This is a genomic window from Flavobacterium sp. (assembly GCF_035456225.1).
Lineage (GTDB): Bacteria > Bacteroidota > Bacteroidia > Flavobacteriales > Flavobacteriaceae > Flavobacterium.
The window spans coordinates 1-17,396 of sequence record NZ_DATIDM010000012.1 but is presented as its reverse complement, the minus strand read 5'-3'; the positions used below and the strand labels follow the sequence as shown (position 1 = coordinate 17,396).

At 39.7% G+C, this 17,396-nt stretch carries 9 protein-coding genes, 1 tRNA gene and 1 rRNA gene; 4 read left to right on the top strand and 7 right to left on the bottom strand.

Annotation, left to right across the window (positions count from 1 at the left end; genetic code table 11):
* Window position 1: 1 nt before the first annotated feature.
* A tRNA-Val gene (locus VLB74_RS00660) sits at window positions 2-76 on the bottom strand.
* A gap of 74 nt (window positions 77-150) precedes the next feature.
* Window positions 151-1,365 carry a bifunctional folylpolyglutamate synthase/dihydrofolate synthase gene (locus tag VLB74_RS00655; protein WP_325201542.1) on the bottom strand — a complete coding sequence of 405 codons (1,215 nt, stop codon included), beginning with the start codon at window positions 1,363-1,365 and terminating at the stop codon, window positions 151-153.
* A 136-nt stretch (window positions 1,366-1,501) separates the two neighbouring features.
* On the opposite strand from VLB74_RS00655, the gene VLB74_RS00650 reads away from it, so the two are divergent.
* Both VLB74_RS00650 and VLB74_RS00645 read left to right on the top strand, forming a co-directional pair.
* Window positions 1,502-2,215, top strand: a complete 714-nt coding sequence (locus tag VLB74_RS00650) for a MotA/TolQ/ExbB proton channel family protein (RefSeq protein ID WP_325201541.1) — start codon at window positions 1,502-1,504, stop codon at window positions 2,213-2,215.
* Entirely contained in the window at window positions 2,196-2,594 is a 399-nt protein-coding gene (locus tag VLB74_RS00645) for an ExbD/TolR family protein (protein ID WP_244342847.1), read from the top strand. The genes VLB74_RS00650 and VLB74_RS00645 overlap by 20 nt, the downstream gene beginning before the upstream one ends.
* A 306-nt stretch (window positions 2,595-2,900) precedes the next feature.
* Here the strand turns inward: VLB74_RS00645 and VLB74_RS00640 are convergent, their stop codons facing one another.
* The 3 genes from VLB74_RS00640 to VLB74_RS00630 form a co-directional block, all read right to left on the bottom strand.
* Window positions 2,901-3,827, bottom strand: a complete 927-nt coding sequence (locus VLB74_RS00640; protein ID WP_325201540.1) for an energy transducer TonB — start codon at window positions 3,825-3,827, stop codon at window positions 2,901-2,903.
* Between the two features lie 76 nt (window positions 3,828-3,903).
* Window positions 3,904-5,130, bottom strand: coding sequence for a Glu/Leu/Phe/Val dehydrogenase dimerization domain-containing protein (locus VLB74_RS00635; protein WP_325201539.1), 1,227 nt, complete (start codon window positions 5,128-5,130; stop codon window positions 3,904-3,906).
* 62 nt (window positions 5,131-5,192) lie between these two features.
* The gene (locus VLB74_RS00630) at window positions 5,193-6,272 is read right to left on the bottom strand and encodes an anhydro-N-acetylmuramic acid kinase (RefSeq protein ID WP_325201538.1); all 1,080 of its coding nucleotides are present in this window, start codon (window positions 6,270-6,272) and stop codon (window positions 5,193-5,195) included.
* 96 nt (window positions 6,273-6,368) lie between these two features.
* Here VLB74_RS00630 and VLB74_RS00625 point away from each other — a divergent pair, with 96 nt between their 5' ends.
* Complete coding sequence (locus tag VLB74_RS00625; protein ID WP_325201537.1) at window positions 6,369-7,508, top strand: acyl-CoA dehydrogenase; 1,140 nt, start codon at window positions 6,369-6,371, stop codon at window positions 7,506-7,508.
* 65 nt (window positions 7,509-7,573) lie between these two features.
* On the opposite strand, the gene VLB74_RS00620 is transcribed toward VLB74_RS00625, so the two are convergent.
* On the bottom strand, window positions 7,574-11,761 hold the full coding sequence (locus VLB74_RS00620) for a hypothetical protein (protein ID WP_325201536.1): 4,188 nt from the start codon (window positions 11,759-11,761) through the stop codon (window positions 7,574-7,576).
* A gap of 1,129 nt (window positions 11,762-12,890) precedes the next feature.
* On the opposite strand from VLB74_RS00620, the gene VLB74_RS00615 reads away from it, so the two are divergent.
* On the top strand, window positions 12,891-16,679 hold the full coding sequence (locus tag VLB74_RS00615) for a reprolysin-like metallopeptidase (protein ID WP_325201535.1): 3,789 nt from the start codon (window positions 12,891-12,893) through the stop codon (window positions 16,677-16,679).
* Between the two features lie 582 nt (window positions 16,680-17,261).
* Here VLB74_RS00615 and rrf read toward each other — a convergent pair.
* Window positions 17,262-17,371, bottom strand: a 5S ribosomal RNA gene (rrf, locus tag VLB74_RS00610).
* Window positions 17,372-17,396 lie beyond the last annotated feature (25 nt).

Sequence of the window (17,396 nt, the reverse complement as noted above, 5' to 3'; positions counted from 1 at the left end):
GTGGGCGATGAGGGGTTCGAACCCCCGACCCCCTCGGTGTAAACGAGGTGCTCTGAACCAGCTGAGCTAATCGCCCTTTTATCTAGCAACCGGCTATCCCCGTATTGCGAGTGCAAATATAGACGTATTTTTTACTTCTGCAAAATTATTTTACACAATTTCTGCTACAACAAACGTACTCCCGCCAATAAAAATAAAATCATTAATTCCCGCCTGCAGCAACACTTCCTTATAAGCTTCTGAAACAGAATTACATACTTTACCTTTCAGCCCAAATTCAGCTGCTTTCTCTTGAAGTTCTCCCGCATCAAGTCCGCGAAAAATATTTGGCTTGCAGAAAAAATAATTCGCATTTTTCGGAAATAATGGCAAAATAGAATCCAAATCCTTATCATTTACTACCCCTAAAACGAAGAAGAGTTTTTCGAATTTTTCTTTTGCAATCTGATTCAGGACAATTTTGAGTCCGTGACTGTTATGTGCTGTGTCACAAATCACCTTCGGATTGGATTTAAGCTGCTGCCATCTGCCCAACAAACCGGTATTTTGCACGACATTCAAAAGTCCATTTTTTAAATTTTCTTCCGAAACAGTAAAATGCTCTTTTAAAACAGTAATGGTTTCCACCACCGTTTTCTTATTATGAAACTGATAATCGCCCAACAATCCACAAGGATAATCTTCCTGAATCAAATCGGAAGCAAAATAAATATCCGAACCACATGCTTCAGCTTTTGCTAAAAAAACCGGTTTTGTTTCATCGGTATATTCACCAATCACAACAGGAACATTTGGTTTAATAATTCCTGCTTTTTCTCCTGCAATAGCTTCCAGTGTATCTCCCAAAAACTGCGTATGATCAAAACCGATATTCGTAATCACCGAAACCAAAGGCGTGATTATATTGGTAGAATCCAATCGTCCTCCCATCCCAACCTCAATCACGGCTACATCAACTTTTTCTTTGACGAAATAGTCGAACGCCAAACCCACAGTCATCTCAAAGAAACTCAACTGATTTGCTTCAAAAAAAGGCTTGTTATCGGTTATAAAATCCACCACGAATTCCTGTGAAATTTCATTTCCGTTAATTTTGATACGTTCCCTGAAATCCTTCAAATGAGGCGACGTGTACAATCCCACTTTATAGCCCGCTTCCTGCAACACCGAGGCAATCATCGAAGAAGTAGAACCTTTTCCGTTGGTTCCTGCCACATGTATGCATCGGAGCTGTTTTTCCGGATTTCCTAAATGTGCTGAAAGCAAAATTGTATTGGTCAAATCCTTCTTATAGGCAGAGGCGCCCTGCTGCTGAAACATCGGCAATTGGGCAAACATCCAGTCTAAAGTTTCCTGATAAGTCATTTTGGAATGCTATTTGATGTTAAAATCCGAACCCATAAAATAAATAACCTTTTTTTTAGTTTATTAGGGTATAGAAATTTATCTTTATTGCAAAATTGAGATTATTATTTAAAATAAATACAATTCCCAAGATTTTATGACTGGATTTTTTTTACAAGTACAAAATGACACCTTAACAAAGGCAACAGGCGCTGTAGTAGAAGGCGTAGTGAAAGACAACGAAATTTCCGTATTGGAGTTCATCTTAAAAGGAGGTATTTTCCTGATTCCGATTGCCATCTTACTTTTCTATACGATATACATCATTATCGAACGTTTCCTGTACATCAAAAAAGCGACAAAAACCGATCCGCATTTAATGAAGGATATCCGCACACATCTGAATGCCGGAAACATCGATATGGCTATTTCTGCAGCAGAACGTGACGGAGCCGCTTCGGCGATTGTTATCAAAGAAGGTATCCAAACTATTGGCCGCCCTATTTCCGAAATCGAGTCCAACATGGAAAAAATGGCGAACATCGAAATCGGTGAAATGGAGAAAAAACTGGGCGTTTTAGGACTTGTTGCCGGTATCGCCCCCACTCTTGGGTTTATCGGTACGATTTCCGGGGTAATTAAAATCTTCTACAGCATTTCGGTTACGGAAAACATCAGTATCGGAAACATTTCCGGAGGTTTGTACGAGAAAATGATCAGTAGTGGTGCCGGACTTGTCGTGGGTATTATCGCTTATTCGGCGTACCACTTATACAACGGCATGATCGACAATTACTCACTGAACATGCAAAGACACGTGTTGGAATTCGTAAACATAATCCAGAGACCAAATGCCGATAAAACGAAATAAACGATTTCATGCAGAAGTCGCCACCAGTTCGTTGAGCGACATTATGTTCTTCCTGCTTTTGTTCTTTTTGATTATTTCGACCCTGGCGAATCCGAACGTGATTAAAATGACGCTTCCCAAATCGAAAAACAACGAAAAGACCAACAAGCAGCTTATCAGCCTGTCAGTTACGGAAGAGAAACGCTTTTTCCTGGACAAACAGGAAGTCCCTTTTGATCAATTAGAAAAAACCTTATTGACAAAGATCGGAGACAATAAAGAACAGGCTGTTGTGGTGCGCATTCCGTACAATTTACAAGTGCAGGATTTAGTCGACGTATTACAAATCGGCGTAAAAAACAATTTGAAATTCGTAATTGCCACAAGTGCTTCGAAATAGCTGTTTTTCGGAAGCTTAATCCCGCTATTCGCTATATCTTTTAAAAAAAATCCCATTCCTTATCGAATGGGATTTTTTTTAAAAGGATGCCGCTGCTATCGGGGCTAAGGGCATTGGTTTTCATAATAAGAATTTCTTTTATACATCTTTCATTTCATTACAGATATACACGCTGAAAACAAAAACAACATCAGCATCAGCATAACCAAAACCTCAACTTTCGATTTTCATCAAACAAATAAAAAAGCCGACTAAACAGCCGGCCTTATATATCATCTATTTTCCTTTATCTATTTTCTAATACCATTAATTTAAACCAAAACTATAAATTATTCTTCCCACTTGTTTGTCACGAGCATCGCTACTCGGTTCCCATTTGGTATTTAAAGCTGCATTTCTAGCTTGGTCTCTCAAACATTTTGCTGTAATCGTTGTTCCTTTCACTCCTGCAACGGCACTAATAGCATTTCCGTTTTTATCAACAGTAATCTCAACAACAACATTACCAGTTTCATTACTACAATCACTGTTAGGTTTGGGTTTGGATAATGCTTTTCGATTTCCTAAAAAATAACCACCACCGTTTCCGGTTCCAACACCACTTCCGTTTCCACCGCCGGAGCCGCTTCCGCTTCCTGGCCCTGTTCCCGTACCGTTTCCGGTACCGTTACCGCCGCCTGTTCCTCCACCAGAACCTCCAGAACCATAATAGCCGTTAGAAGCTAAATCTCCGTTGGCTTTCCCTTTGTTACCGGCTTGGTTATCATCACCATCACCCCCTTTTTTAGAACCATTCAGCAAACTGGATAACGCATCGTTGGTATTTTTAGAAACCGTTGGTTTTTTTACCTCAACCGGTTTCGGATCGGTTTTTACAATCGGTTTTGTTTTTACAGGGTTCGGATTCTTCGCAATGACTACCGCATTGTCTTCAGGCGTATCGCTCGAAATAATATCTTCTTCAGGGGCAGACTCTGCCACCACCTGCTTCACATCGTTTTTAACATTCAGCACTTCACTCTGAAAGTTATCGCCCATTCCGACATCGCTGTCACCAAAATTAATGGTCACACCGCCGCCACCTCCGCCGCCACCTAACATGGCTAGTGTTTCCGGATTTGAGGGCGGCCAGAATCGTATAAAAAATAATATCAGCAGCAAAAAAGCATAAATCACTACTGTCAACAATAATGACTTTCTTTTTTCTGCTGCTGATATATCAAACTGTACCATAATATCCTGTTCTTTATAACAATGATAACGAAAATACGTTTCTTTTGTTATGTTATAAGAACCAAATATACAAGAATTATACCAATTGCTTCAATGCGATTTCAAAAGCTCTTGCGCTGATGTTTTTCTTGTCAGAACTTACATCGTATGTTTTCTGGATGGCTTTTTTAATGATATCAGAAGTATCGTTAAAAATCGACTCATCAGTCATCGCTACTTTTTTCTCCATGAAATAAGCGAAAACACGCGCCATTCCGCAGTTGGAAATAAAGTCAGGAATCAAACTTACTTTACTGTCTACCTCTTCCATGATTGGTCCGAAGAAAATCTCTTTGTCAGCAAACGGCACGTTGGCACCACATGAAATAACTTCCAATCCTGAAGCTGCCATACTGTCAACCTGTGCTTTAGTCACCAAACGGGAAGCCGCACAAGGCGCAAAAATCTCTGCACCAACCGACCAGATTTTCTCGTTGATTTCCGCAAAAGGAATCATATTGTCGGCCACCAATGTATTTCCGTTTTTATTTAAGAACAAGGTTCTGATTTCTTCAAAAGAGAATCCGTTTTCGTTGATAACACCACCGTCTCTGTCGATGATACCCACTACTTTAGCTCCCATTTCTGCTAAATAGAAAGCCGCTGCAGAGCCTACATTTCCGAAACCTTGAACAATCGCTCTTTTTCCGGCAACATTTCCACCGTAAATATCATAAAAATGACGTACCGCCTGGGCTACCCCATAACCGGTAATCATATCGGCTACCGTATATTTTTTATTGATGTCCGGAGAGAAAGTCGTATTCTCAATCACTTTCACCACTCCCTGACGCAATTGTCCGATGCGGTTGATTTTATCAGCTTCTGTCGGTTTGAAATGTCCGTTAAAAACACCTTCCTGCGGATGCCAAACACCACAAGCTTCGGTCATCGGGATTACCTCATGGATTTCATCCACATTCAAATCACCACCAGTTCCGTAGTAACTTTTTAACAAAGGCGAAACCGCTTTATACCAACGCTGTAACACTTCTTTTTTTCTCGGATCATTCGGATCAAAATTAATTCCGGATTTCGCCCCGCCAATTGCAGGTCCGGAAACTGAAAACTTCACTTCCATCGTTTTCGCCAAAGAAAGCACTTCATTCATATCCAAACCTTTACGCATACGTGTTCCGCCACCGGCAGCACCTCCACGAAGAGAGTTAATAACCGTCCACCCTTCTGCGTCCGTTTCTGCATCTTTCCAGTGGAACACTACTTCAGGTTCTTTATTTTCAAATTTCTTTAATAAATCTTTCATTTCGGAATTGATTCTAATTTAGTTTTTTTGACAGGCAAATATACTTTGAAACTATGAGACTCTCAAAGTTTTACAGGTTTATCATAAATTACTCCCGAACTGTGATTACTCGAAGCTCCTGTCACACTCGCCAGCACATTTACCTCGTTTTCAAGCCTTAAAACCCCAAGCAAGGCAAAAATAAGCGCTTCCTTAAATTCGATCGTCTTGGCATCTGGGACTACAATCTGCATTTTTGGGAGATAATTCCGCATGCGTTCAATCAGAAAAATATTATACGCTCCGCCACCTGTAACCAAAAGTTTTCCTTTTTTTAAAGGCAAAGCTTCAGCAATCTGAAAAGCGACATGTTCGGTAAAAGTCCGGAGTTTATCTTCAACCGGAATCGAATGCCGTTCTATCATCGGCAGGACCGTTTCCTTTACGAATTCAAAGCCCAATGACTTCGGATATTTTTTATGATAGAAATCCAATGCGTTCAATTCCGAGAGTAATTCTGCTGAAATCGTTCCGTTTCTGGAAATTTGTCCTTTATCGTCGTACTTCAACCCTAAAGTATCCGCATAAAAGTTCAGAACCGTATTTACAGGAGAAATATCGAAAGCAATTCTCTGTCCATTTTCTTCGAAGGAAACATTGGAAAATCCGCCCAAATTCAGACAGTAGTCATAATCCGAAAACAGTGTACGGTCACCGATTGGCACTAACGGCGCGCCTTGCCCACCCATTTTCACATCCTGCACACGGAAATCGCAAACTACTTTCTGCTTTATCAATTCCGCTATTTCAGGAAGATTCCCGATCTGAAGTGTAAACCCGTTTTGAGGCTGATGCAAAATCGTATGACCGTGAGAACAAACTGCATCCAAATTTTCAAGTTGATGTTTCGTTATGAAATCCGAAATAATTCCGCCCAACAAAGCAGTATATTCCTTATTAAGTGTTTTCAGTTCGGCTTCCGAAAAATCGACCGCTTTTTTCAGCAAAGCTATCCATTCCTCCGGGTAACCAACCGTTTCACATTGAAAAATCTGAAATCCCCATTGACCGTTTTCAATGGAAAAATGAATATGTGCCAGGTCGACACCGTCCAGCGAAGTGCCTGACATTACCCCCACTACGTTATACCTCGTTTTTTGCATGGGTTAAAATTATACAATCCTGTTGAAAATATGATATTTATGGCGTACATTTGGGCACTTTTTTAAAGGACTTACAAACAAAATATAGAAAGTAAAATGAATTTTAATTTAAGCGAAGAACAGTTAATGATTCAACAGGCAGCAAGAGATTTTGCTCAGACTGAATTGTTACCGGGAGTTATTGAAAGAGACGAGCATTCAAAATTCCCTACAGAACAAGTCAAAAAAATGGCTGAACTAGGTTTCTTGGGAATGATGGTGGATCCTAAATATGGTGGTGCCGGTTTGGACAGCGTTTCTTACGTTTTGGCGATGGAAGAAATCGCAAAAGTTGATGCTTCAGCTGCCGTTGTAATGTCGGTAAACAACTCTTTGGTTTGTGCCGGATTGGAAAAATTCTGTAACGAAGAGCAAAAAATGAAATATTTAGTGCCGCTTGCAAAAGGAGAAGTAATTGGTGCTTTCTGTTTATCGGAGCCTGAAGCCGGTTCTGATGCTACATCACAAAAAACCACCGCAATCGATATGGGCGACCACTATCTGATGAATGGTACCAAAAACTGGATCACCAACGGTGGAACTGCTTCTACTTATATTGTAATTGCACAGACTGATATTGAAAAAGGACACAAAGGAATCAATGCTTTCATCGTTGAAAAAGGATGGGAAGGTTTCTCTGTAGGACCGAAAGAAAAGAAAATGGGTATCCGCGGATCTGATACACATTCTTTGATGTTCTCTGACGTAAAAGTTCCGAAAGAAAACAGAATCGGTGAGGAAGGTTTCGGATTTAATTTTGCTATGGCAGTGTTAAACGGAGGTCGTATCGGTATCGCTTCTCAAGCATTGGGAATTGCTTCAGGTGCTTATGAATTGGCATTGAAATATTCTCAAGAGCGTGTAGCGTTCAAAAAACCAATTTTCCAACACCAGGCAATCGCTTTCAAATTGGCTGACATGGCTACGCAAATCACTGCTGCAAGATTGTTATGTTTCAAAGCAGCTTGTGAGAAAGACGCAGGTCAGGATATTTCACATTCTGGAGCTATGGCAAAATTATATGCTTCTGAAGTAGCGATGAATACGACTGTTGAAGCGGTTCAGATTCACGGAGGAAACGGATATGTTAGTGAGTACCACGTAGAGCGTATGATGCGTGATGCGAAAATCACCCAGATTTACGAAGGAACATCTGAAATCCAAAGAATCGTAATTTCAAGAGGATTGGTAAAATAATCCATTGGTTACATAAAATAAAAAGGCTGGTATTTAAACCAGCCTTTTCTTTTTTAGATTAGAATTTATTTTTTGGATATTATTCGTTTAGTTCCTACTTCACTGTCGGTAACTACTTTAATGATGTACATTTGACCATCACCTTGATTAAAGTCAACATCTAATCTGACTTCTTTGTTAAAGTAAGCATCGGCATCGTCGTAAGCTTTTATGAAAATTCCTTTCGCATCATATATTTCAATTCTGGCTTTTGAGTGGTAATTGAACTCGTAGCGAACAGTGATATACTCTTTGAAAGGAACTGGATAAGCGCTGAACATAGATTCTACAGATGCTCCTGAAGTTCCTGAAGTTCCTGAAGTTCCTGAAGTTCCACCTGCAATACCTGGAGCTGGCACAGGAACAAGTAATCTACAACCATCAAATCCATTATTAATAGCATCAACAGCTGCATTCACATCTGAAGCAGATGGTCTGCCGCCGGTAAGTCCTCCTAATACTTGATTAGCCAATGCATACAAGTTACTTACAGTTGCACCTCCGTTAGCAGTCAGATATGTAATCACCGATTGCGGAATATGGAATAGCTGAACAGAATCCGGAATTGGAGTATCAGAACCACAATTTACATCCATTGTAGCAAAGGTAGCAGCTAGCTCAACGCTTCCAAGTTGCGGATCCATTGATGTATTAAAGAACAACACCATTGTTTGTGACAATAATACGTTACCAATTGCACCATAACTACTTTTCTTAGTTAGTAGCGGAACGCTTGACCATGATGCCGTATTACCGAATGATGAACCACTTGGAGAAAAGGCATTCAATGCTTTTGGTGTACCTCCTCCAGGGAGCATTTTCCAGATATTATTATCTCCAGTAGGAGAAACACCTATATCAGATAAATACAATGTAAAGTATCTATTGTTGCTATCAAATACACCGAATCTAACAAGATCACCTGGCTGGGCATTCACTGCGTTATACATAATTGCATGATCATAAGTTGGCGTACCATCCGGTGTACAAGCCGCTCCGTTATACTCACCGTAGTATCCTTGAGTATAGGTACAGTTGGCTCCTCCACATGGTAGTTCTTCAATGGTTGTTCCAAGCTCATCGGTACATCCGGCTTGTGGACTTGCTACATAGTTAGCATCATAAACTCTTACAGTATGCGGACCCGGTGCTACACCAGTAAATGTGTATGTAATTGGCGGTGTTACATCAGTTACGTCCACTCTATCAGCTGGATCGGTTGAATCGATCGCGATTTTATATGGCGCTGTACCACCAGAAATTGTAGCAACAATGGTTCCATCACTTACACCACAACTTGCACTGCCTGGAGCTAATGATACTAAGTCTAAAGCAGCATCTGGCTCATCAATTACTATAGGCTCATTATTAGTACATACCCTTCCAGCAATAGCATCGGTAACTTCATATCTGTATGTTCCTGCTGGTAAATTATCAAACAACACACTTATACTGGCTGTCGACAATCCACTTTCGGTGTCGTATGGCACTGGTGGTACTGCATCTGGTAATTTAAATAACTTAACAGTATAATTAGGACTACCTCCCTGTGCATTAACCGTAATGCTTCCTGTACTGGCTCCGTTACACAAAACATCCGTTTTTAAATTCTCACAAGAAAGATCACAATTGTAAGTAACTCTAAATATAGCTGAACATGAATTTGTACATTCAGTTTCGTCATTTTGTTTTATAGTCCACGTAACAGTAACCTGAGTTGTTTCAGCAGTAGCAACACCTAATCTAGGATTTAGTGGTGCATTAGATTCTAAATTTGGATCATTAAGAGGTTCAGGATCTGAATTAGGAATACTATACAGATAAGTTACACTTACTAAACTTGTCCCTGCCGGCAATTGAAATGAATTAAACCAGGTATTGAATGCATTATTTGTGTTTGTTTGAGCTACTGCTGCAGACACCCCACACGTAACTTCATTCAATAATGAATTAGCAGGACATTGTATCGCAGGACGTGGATTAACATTTACGGTAACAGTACTTGAATCTTCCACGCAAGGCGCTGTAGCCGACAAAGTATATTTGAACGTACTAGTAGTAGCGTCAGTTGGCACAAATGTTCCTGCAACGTCGTCAAAAGTACCTCCGGTTCCGCTTTCTCGTGTCCATGTTCCTCCAGAATCCTCACCAGTAATCAAATCAGCTAAAACAATTGTATCAACACTGTAAACACATACTGCAGTTGAGCCACCAGTTCCTGCATCAGGCTGGCTGTTCAAATTCACCGTAACGGTAGTATCATCAGCTACACACGGAGCGGTGGCAGACAACGAATATTTGAAGGTATTAACACTACTTGCACCAGCCGGCACAAATGTTCCTGCAAGGGCATTAAAAATACCATCGCTTCCGCTTTCTCTTGTCCAAGTTCCTCCAGCTTCCTCACCAGTGATCAAATCAGCAAGAATGATCGGGGTAACACTGCTTTCACAAACCGTGGTAGATCCTCCGGTTCCTGCATCAGGCTGGTGGTTTACATTCACGGTAACAGTAGTATCATCACCAACACACGGAGCGGTGGCAGACAACGAATATTTGAACGTATTAACACTGCTTGCACCAGTTGGCACAAATGTTCCTGCAAGGGCATTAAAAGTACCATCGCTTCCACTTTCTCTTGTCCAGGTTCCTCCGGATTCTTCGCCAGTGATCAAATCAGCAAGGATGACCGGGGTGACACTGCTGTCACAAACCGTGGTAGACCCTCCGGTTCCTGCATCAGGCTGGTGGTTTATGTTTACTGTAACAGTAGTATCATCAGAAACACAAGGAGCGGCAGCTGTTAAAGTGTATTTGAAAGTAAAAGAAACTGAAGTCGCACCAGTAGGCACAAACGTACCTGCCAGAGCGTTAAATGTACCTCCATTTCCGGTTTCTAACGTCCAGACTCCACCCGGTTCCTCGCCAGTAATCAAATCAGCGAGAATAATCGCAGCAACACTGCTGTCACAGACCGTGGTAGATCCTCCGTCTCCTGCATTAGGCTGATGAATGATATCAGTAAACATTGAACAGGTATTACTTGCTCCCTTCCGTGTTACAGTGAGCACAATATCAAAAGAGCCATCCAGAAAATCGGCACCTATAGGAACAACAGAAACACTTGAACTGGTACTCGACCCACTTATTTGAGCCCCGGCTGTATTGTTTTGCAGCGCCCAAGAATAGGTAACAGCATCACTATTTGCATTGAGTATCGTAGAAGTGTAATTTAGTGATGGTGCAGTTGCACAGGCTGTAGCTGGTCCTGAAACACTACAACGAGGTGGAATTACAACTGCCGCAGCAGCTAATGATCTGTCTTGATTACCACCATCTCCATCCAATGAAATAAGACGTGTATGGTAAGGAGAACCCGGAACTGCAGAAGCTCCGTTACCATTCCCCCAGTCGGCTTCAGAGGCTATATGTCCACCCCAAGCAATCACCACAGTTGATTTATGAGCAATAAAAGTAATTTTTAATCTTGTTTCTGATTGCCCATCATAGTCTCCCTGACTCACATATGAAATATCTGTAATAGTTCCGTTATAGATTGTCATTAGTTTCTTAAGAGCCGGCAAAGCATTAAAACTGTTAGTAGGCATATTAGGTATTGGTGAATTAACAGAACCCGGCGCAGGAATAGGGTATGTCATCGTAAATGCGCCATCTATAACACCGGCAGCAAATCCCTGAATAGGATTTATAGTTTCAGCAGTATGACCAAAAGTTGACTGGTGTGTTCCAGACGGATTATCCAAATTGTCAAAGCTGGTAATATAATCAAGCGCATGTTTTCCCGAATGGGTTATATCCCACTCAATGATCAACTCGTGTGTGGCTGTAGAATTGTAAGGAGCAGTAGCGTCAAAGGTCACGTCCGTAATTGTCATTCGATAAGGTATTGACCAACCTTCTGCGTAATGTGCATTGGACTCCCCTGCGTTTCCGTTTACCCAGTTACCAGGATTAGCCGGATCATCACCAGCCCCATTTCTGATCTGGTCCAAATTAGCAGCCGGATTTTGGCCGTAAAAAGAAATCTGACAAAAGAGTAAAAGTAAAATTGTAAAACGATAGATCCAATTTTTTTTAAAATTAGCTTCCTGAAAGGAAGAAATATACGAATTTATAAACACCCCCGTTGAATGAAATAAAGAACCATTCGTCCATAGGGTATTTTTACGATAAAATAAAATAAAATTTTTCATAATAATACGGTTTTAGAGCCATATTATCAGTAGCGTTCAGATAGAAAAAGAGCTTCAAATAAAATTGAGAACTTTCCAATCATGAATTGAAATTCTAAAGTTTTGAAAGTAAAAAAGAAGAAAAATGTTAATTGATTATGTGGAAGTATTATTGCACGTCGCAATCACAATTAACCATCAAACCGTCTGAAACTACACTAAATTATTTATTTACGTAGAAGTATTGCATGTCGCAATCACAATTAACCATTGAACCGTCTGAAATAAAAAAGAAGAAAAATGTTAATTGATTAGGTGGAGGTATTATCGCACGTGGCAATCACAATTAACCATCAAACCGTCTGAAACTACAATAAATTATTTATTTACGTAGAAGTATTGCATATCGCAATCATAATTAACCATTGAACCGTTTGAAAATAAAAAAGAAGAAAAAATGTTAATTGATTATGTGGAGGTATTATTGCACATGGCAATCACAATTAACCATAAAACCGTCTAATAACCTTACTAAAGTTATTGGTACAAATTTAACACTATTTTTAATTAATGTTAGGAAAAAATTAAAACCATTTTAAGACTTTAACTTTTTTAACAATATATTGACTACCAGATAGTTAATACAATAAATTCACTGTAAGAAGTTTCATGACAAACCATCATTGAAGAATGGCGTAACAAAAAAATTCTCAAAATTTTTTATTAGTTCCAGTTATCAATAAACATGAAATAATCTATAATTCTACTTGTAGTTTTTCAAAAATACTATTTTGATTCCTTTTATTTTAAATCAAAATCTAACCCTAAAAAAGAGGCTAAATTGATATCATTTAATGTTTAATTTCTTTAAGACACAGAAAATTCATCTTACTAATTAGCAATTAAGTTTTACAATTTTCCTAAACGAATATTATGCAAAAAAAACTGAAAACCAACAAGATAAAAATAATTACTAATCAGGTAATTAAAGATTTTATTTACTAATATTATCTATAAATTTTAAAAAAACCATAACAAAAATCTTATAAAAAGATAAAAAACGTGCATTTCATCGATTTTTTTGTTAATTTCATCGATATTTTAATCTAACTATTTAATTTTGAGCCAGTTATCAAAAAAATAATAGTTTATGAAAAGATTGATATGTGTGGCCCTATTATTTACCGGAACCTATGGAATAGCCCAAAGCAAAGATGCGCTATGGAAAAAGAGTAATGCAAAAGAAACTTCAGGAAGAATTGCACATTCCAACCTACCACAAAAAAATATTTTCGATTTAGATGTATCTGCTATAAAAAAGATGTTGTCCAAATCTCCTAAAAGAGAAGCTACCAACATTACATCGAACACGATAATTACCTTGCCAAACGGAGAAGGCAAAATGGAAAACTTTAAAGTTTACGAAAACTCGGTAATGGATCCGGCATTAGCTGCCAAATACCCGGAAATCAAATCCTATGTCGCCGTTGGAATTGATAACCCGAATGCCCGTGCCTATTTCAGCAGTTCTCCTCTAGGGTTCAAATCGATGACATTATACCCTGGCCAGCCTGCTGTTTTCATTGAGCCGATTTCATCCGATTTGAATACGTATACCGTTTATAAAAAATCCGATAAGGAAAAAGCTTTAAATAAATTCGAATGTGCCGTTGTAGATGGAACCATGGGTGCTATCCAACCTAATGCCAATTCTGGCACTTTTGCCAGAGGTGCTGATGATGCCAAACTAAGAACCTTTAGATTAGCATTATCATGTACTGCTGAATATGCAGCTTATTTTGGTGGTACTAAAGCTGCCACTTTAGCAGCAATGAACAATACAATGACCCGAATTAATGGGGTTTTTGAGAAAGATTTTGGGGTAAAATTTATTCTTATAGCTAATAATGATGCAATTATTTACACTAATTCTACGACAGACCCGTACTCGAATGCAACAAATTACACAAATTGGAAGACCGAAAACCAAACAATGTTAACATCCACAATAGGTGAAGCAAACTATGATATAGGTCATCTATTAGGTGCCGGTGTGTCTACTAGTGGGGATGCGGGTGCCAGAGGATCTATTTGTGCTGACGGTTACAAAGGGAGAGCTTATTCTTGTGCATCAGCAACCAGATTTCAAGGTGACTCTTTCGATATTGACACTGTAGCTCATGAAATGGGGCATCAGTTGGGAGCATCACATACTTATACTTATATAACAGGAGCGGAAGGAGCATTAGAACCGGGCAGCGGTTCAACTATTATGAGCTATGCAGGTTCCACATCCAAGGATGTACAAACAAACAGTGATGCCTATTTTCACGCCATCAGTATTGAACAGGTTATGGAAATTATAAAAACCACAAGCTGCCCAGTTATCATTTCAACCGGTAATGCTGTTCCAGTAGTAAATGCAGGATTGGATTATACCATTCCTAAAGGAACTCCTTTCATGTTGAAAGGAATAGCCACTGACACCAACACAAATGATGTGTTAACTTACAGCTGGGAAGAAATGGACTTTGGAGATGCAACCACATCAGTTCCAAGTGCTACCACAATTAACGGACCTCTTTTCAGATCATATCCACCAATCACTTCGTCTATCAGATATTTCCCTGCTATGAATACGATTTTGACAGGAGCTACAACAACTAACGGTTTTGAGATTCCTGTTGAAGTGTTGCCCGGCGTCGCCAGAATTTTGAACTTTCGTTTAACAGTTCGCGACAACCATCCTGGAGGTGGTGCTAACAATGCCGATGATATAGTTGTGACCGTGGATGGTGCTGCAGGACCTTTTACCGTAGATACCCAAAACACTGCTGCATCTTATGCTGCCGGTACATCACAAACCATTAGTTGGACTGTAGCTGGCACAAACGCAAACGGAGTCAACTGTGCCAATGTAGATATTTTATTATCAACAGACGGTGGACAAACGTTCCCAACCACTTTGCTTGCAGGAACACCTAATGACGGATCACAAAGCGTAGTAATTCCAAATATCCCCGGAAACACAAACCGAATCATGGTTAAAGGAAGCAACCACATTTTCTTTGATGTGAACAATGCTAACTTTACCATTACCGGTTCAGGTTCTTCGGATACAACAGCTCCGACAGCTTCAACGCTTTCTGCTTCGGGAACTACAGCTTCAAGTACTAATCTGTCTTGGACTGCGGCAACAGATAATACAGGAGTTACCGGATATGATGTGTATCAAAACGGAACTTTAAAAACAACCACTACCGCTACTTCATTGGCAGTTTCTGGTTTGACTGCTTCAACAGCTTACAGTTTCTATGTTAAGGCTAAAGATGCAGCTGGAAACATATCCTCTGCAAGTAACACTATAAATGTAACTACTCCGGCTTTGGCAGATACTTCTGTTCCGACAGTTTCAACGCTTTCAGCTTCGGGAACCACAACTTCAAGCACTAATCTGTCTTGGACTGCGGCTTCTGATAATGTGGGCGTGACTGGCTATAATGTATATCAAAACGGTGTATTAAAAACTACTGTAACCGGTACATCATTAGCTGTATCAGGTTTAGCTGCTTCAACTGCTTATAATTTCTATGTTAAGGCTAAAGATGCGGCTGGAAACATGTCAACTGCAAGTAATACGGCTAACGTGACAACTTCTGCTTTGGCGGATATGAATGCCCCAACGGCTTCAACACTTTCTGCATCGGGAACTACTGCTTCAAGCACTAATCTGTCTTGGACTGCTGCTACTGATAATGTAGGAGTGACTGGTTATAACGTATATCAAAACGGAGTGTTGAAAACAACCACTACTGCTACTTCATTGGCTGTTTCTGGTTTAGCTACTTCAACAGCTTACAATTTTTATATTACTACTAAAGACGCGGCTGGAAACGTATCCTCTGCAAGTAACACGGTTAACGTGACAACATCCGCTTTAGCAGACACTACAGCTCCGACAGCTTCTACGCTTTCGGCTTCAGGAACTACAACTTCAAGCACCAATCTGTCTTGGACTGCGACAACTGATAATGTAGGGGTGACTGGGTATAATGTATATCAAAATGGTGTGTTGAAAACAACCACTACTGCTACTTCATTGGCTGTTTCTGGTTTGACAGCTTCAACAGCATACAGTTTCTATGTTAAGGCTAAAGATGCGGCTGGAAACGTATCCTCTGCAAGTAACACTGTAAATGTAACTACACTTGGCACAAGCATAACTTATTGTAATTCAACAGGCAGTACCGGAAGAGAATATATTAACCGTGTCCAATTGGGCTCCATTAACAATCTTTCAGGAAACAACAACGGATATGGTAATTATACATCCCAATCGACCAGTTTATCGACTGGTGCTACTGCCTCAATTACTATCACTCCAGGATGGAACGGTATGTCGAGTAATGAAGCTTATTGTGTTTGGATCGATTATAACAAAGATGGCAATTTTGGTTCTAATGAACTTGCATTCAGTAAATCAAAAAGCAAATCTACATCTGTAAGTGGCAGCTTTATCGTTCCTTCTACAGCGGTAACCGGAACAACCAGAATGAGAGTTTCAATGAAATATAATGGTTTCCCAACGGCTTGTGAGGTGTTTACAAATGGAGAAGTAGAAGATTATACGGTTAACATTGTTAATAGCGCTCTTGTCAAAATCGAAGACGAAACCAGTACTGCTACAGTGGAACTAAGTAAAGATGATAACAAACCATCTTTCAAAGTGTACCCAAATCCTGTAAAAGATGAAACTTTATATTTCTCAGGCATTGAAAACAAAGCTTCATACAGAATCTTTACGTTGACCGGACAACAGGTTGCCAATGGTAGCACCGACACCAATTCTATCAACGTAAGTACACTACAATCGGGAATTTACATCATAGAAATAACTGATAGTACATCCGCCGGTACGAAACGTTTTATCAAAGAATAAAAGAATGCCCTTTTTATAACCAAATCTTTTTAAGCTGTCCAATATTGGGCAGCTTATTTATTATTGTATAATGTGAACCCAACTTTATCGTTTCGAAAATTCCTGTAGCTGTTACGATTACGTCTAAAAGCTATTGATAAAAGTTCGGTCTTATACTTCTGTCAATTGTGGTATCAGATTATAATTGACCAAACTAACATAAAATCACACTTTTCAGGCCAGTTACCTAAATATGCTTTGCTTTTTATCTGAAGTCAAGCGGTCACGTAATTATTCTTCGCTGTAAGCCTCAAAATAATTCAGTTCAAATAATTAATCAGGAGATTCCCAATTCGTTATTTTTTTTCAGGAGCGAAAGGTCGTTTTTGATTGCTATACGTAATTAACTCCGTTGAATCTTCGATTTCCCGTGTTCCGTTGTACTTCGTGTCACTCTACCCGGGGCTAGGGAGGCATTCCGTATTTGTTTATCTTTCAAAACACGATGATTTCTTTAAAACATCGTTGTAGTATCATTTTCATGTTTACAAAACCGGTATAAAACAAAAAATCCCCATCACATAGTGATGAGGATTCTCAAAAGAAAGGCAGCGACATACTCTCCCACAAGATTGCAGTACCATCTGCGCAGGCGGGCTTAACTTCTCTGTTCGGAATGGGAAGAGGTGAGCCCCGCCGCAATAACCACCTTAAGTCGTTTTTGCAAGGGTAATTAGC

Bases quoted from the DNA above. Each gene is read 5' to 3' on its own strand.
- VLB74_RS00655 (WP_325201542.1), bottom strand. From the start codon at position 1,365: ATGACTTATCAGGAAACTTTAGACTGGATGTTTGCCCAATTGCCGATG.
- VLB74_RS00650 (WP_325201541.1), top strand. From the start codon at position 1,502: ATGACTGGATTTTTTTTACAAGTACAAAATGACACCTTAACAAAGGCA.
- VLB74_RS00645 (WP_244342847.1), top strand. From the start codon at position 2,196: ATGCCGATAAAACGAAATAAACGATTTCATGCAGAAGTCGCCACCAGT.
- VLB74_RS00640 (WP_325201540.1), bottom strand. From the start codon at position 3,827: ATGGTACAGTTTGATATATCAGCAGCAGAAAAAAGAAAGTCATTATTG.
- VLB74_RS00635 (WP_325201539.1), bottom strand. From the start codon at position 5,130: ATGAAAGATTTATTAAAGAAATTTGAAAATAAAGAACCTGAAGTAGTG.
- VLB74_RS00630 (WP_325201538.1), bottom strand. From the start codon at position 6,272: ATGCAAAAAACGAGGTATAACGTAGTGGGGGTAATGTCAGGCACTTCG.
- VLB74_RS00625 (WP_325201537.1), top strand. From the start codon at position 6,369: ATGAATTTTAATTTAAGCGAAGAACAGTTAATGATTCAACAGGCAGCA.
- VLB74_RS00620 (WP_325201536.1), bottom strand. From the start codon at position 11,761: ATGAAAAATTTTATTTTATTTTATCGTAAAAATACCCTATGGACGAAT.
- VLB74_RS00615 (WP_325201535.1), top strand. From the start codon at position 12,891: ATGAAAAGATTGATATGTGTGGCCCTATTATTTACCGGAACCTATGGA.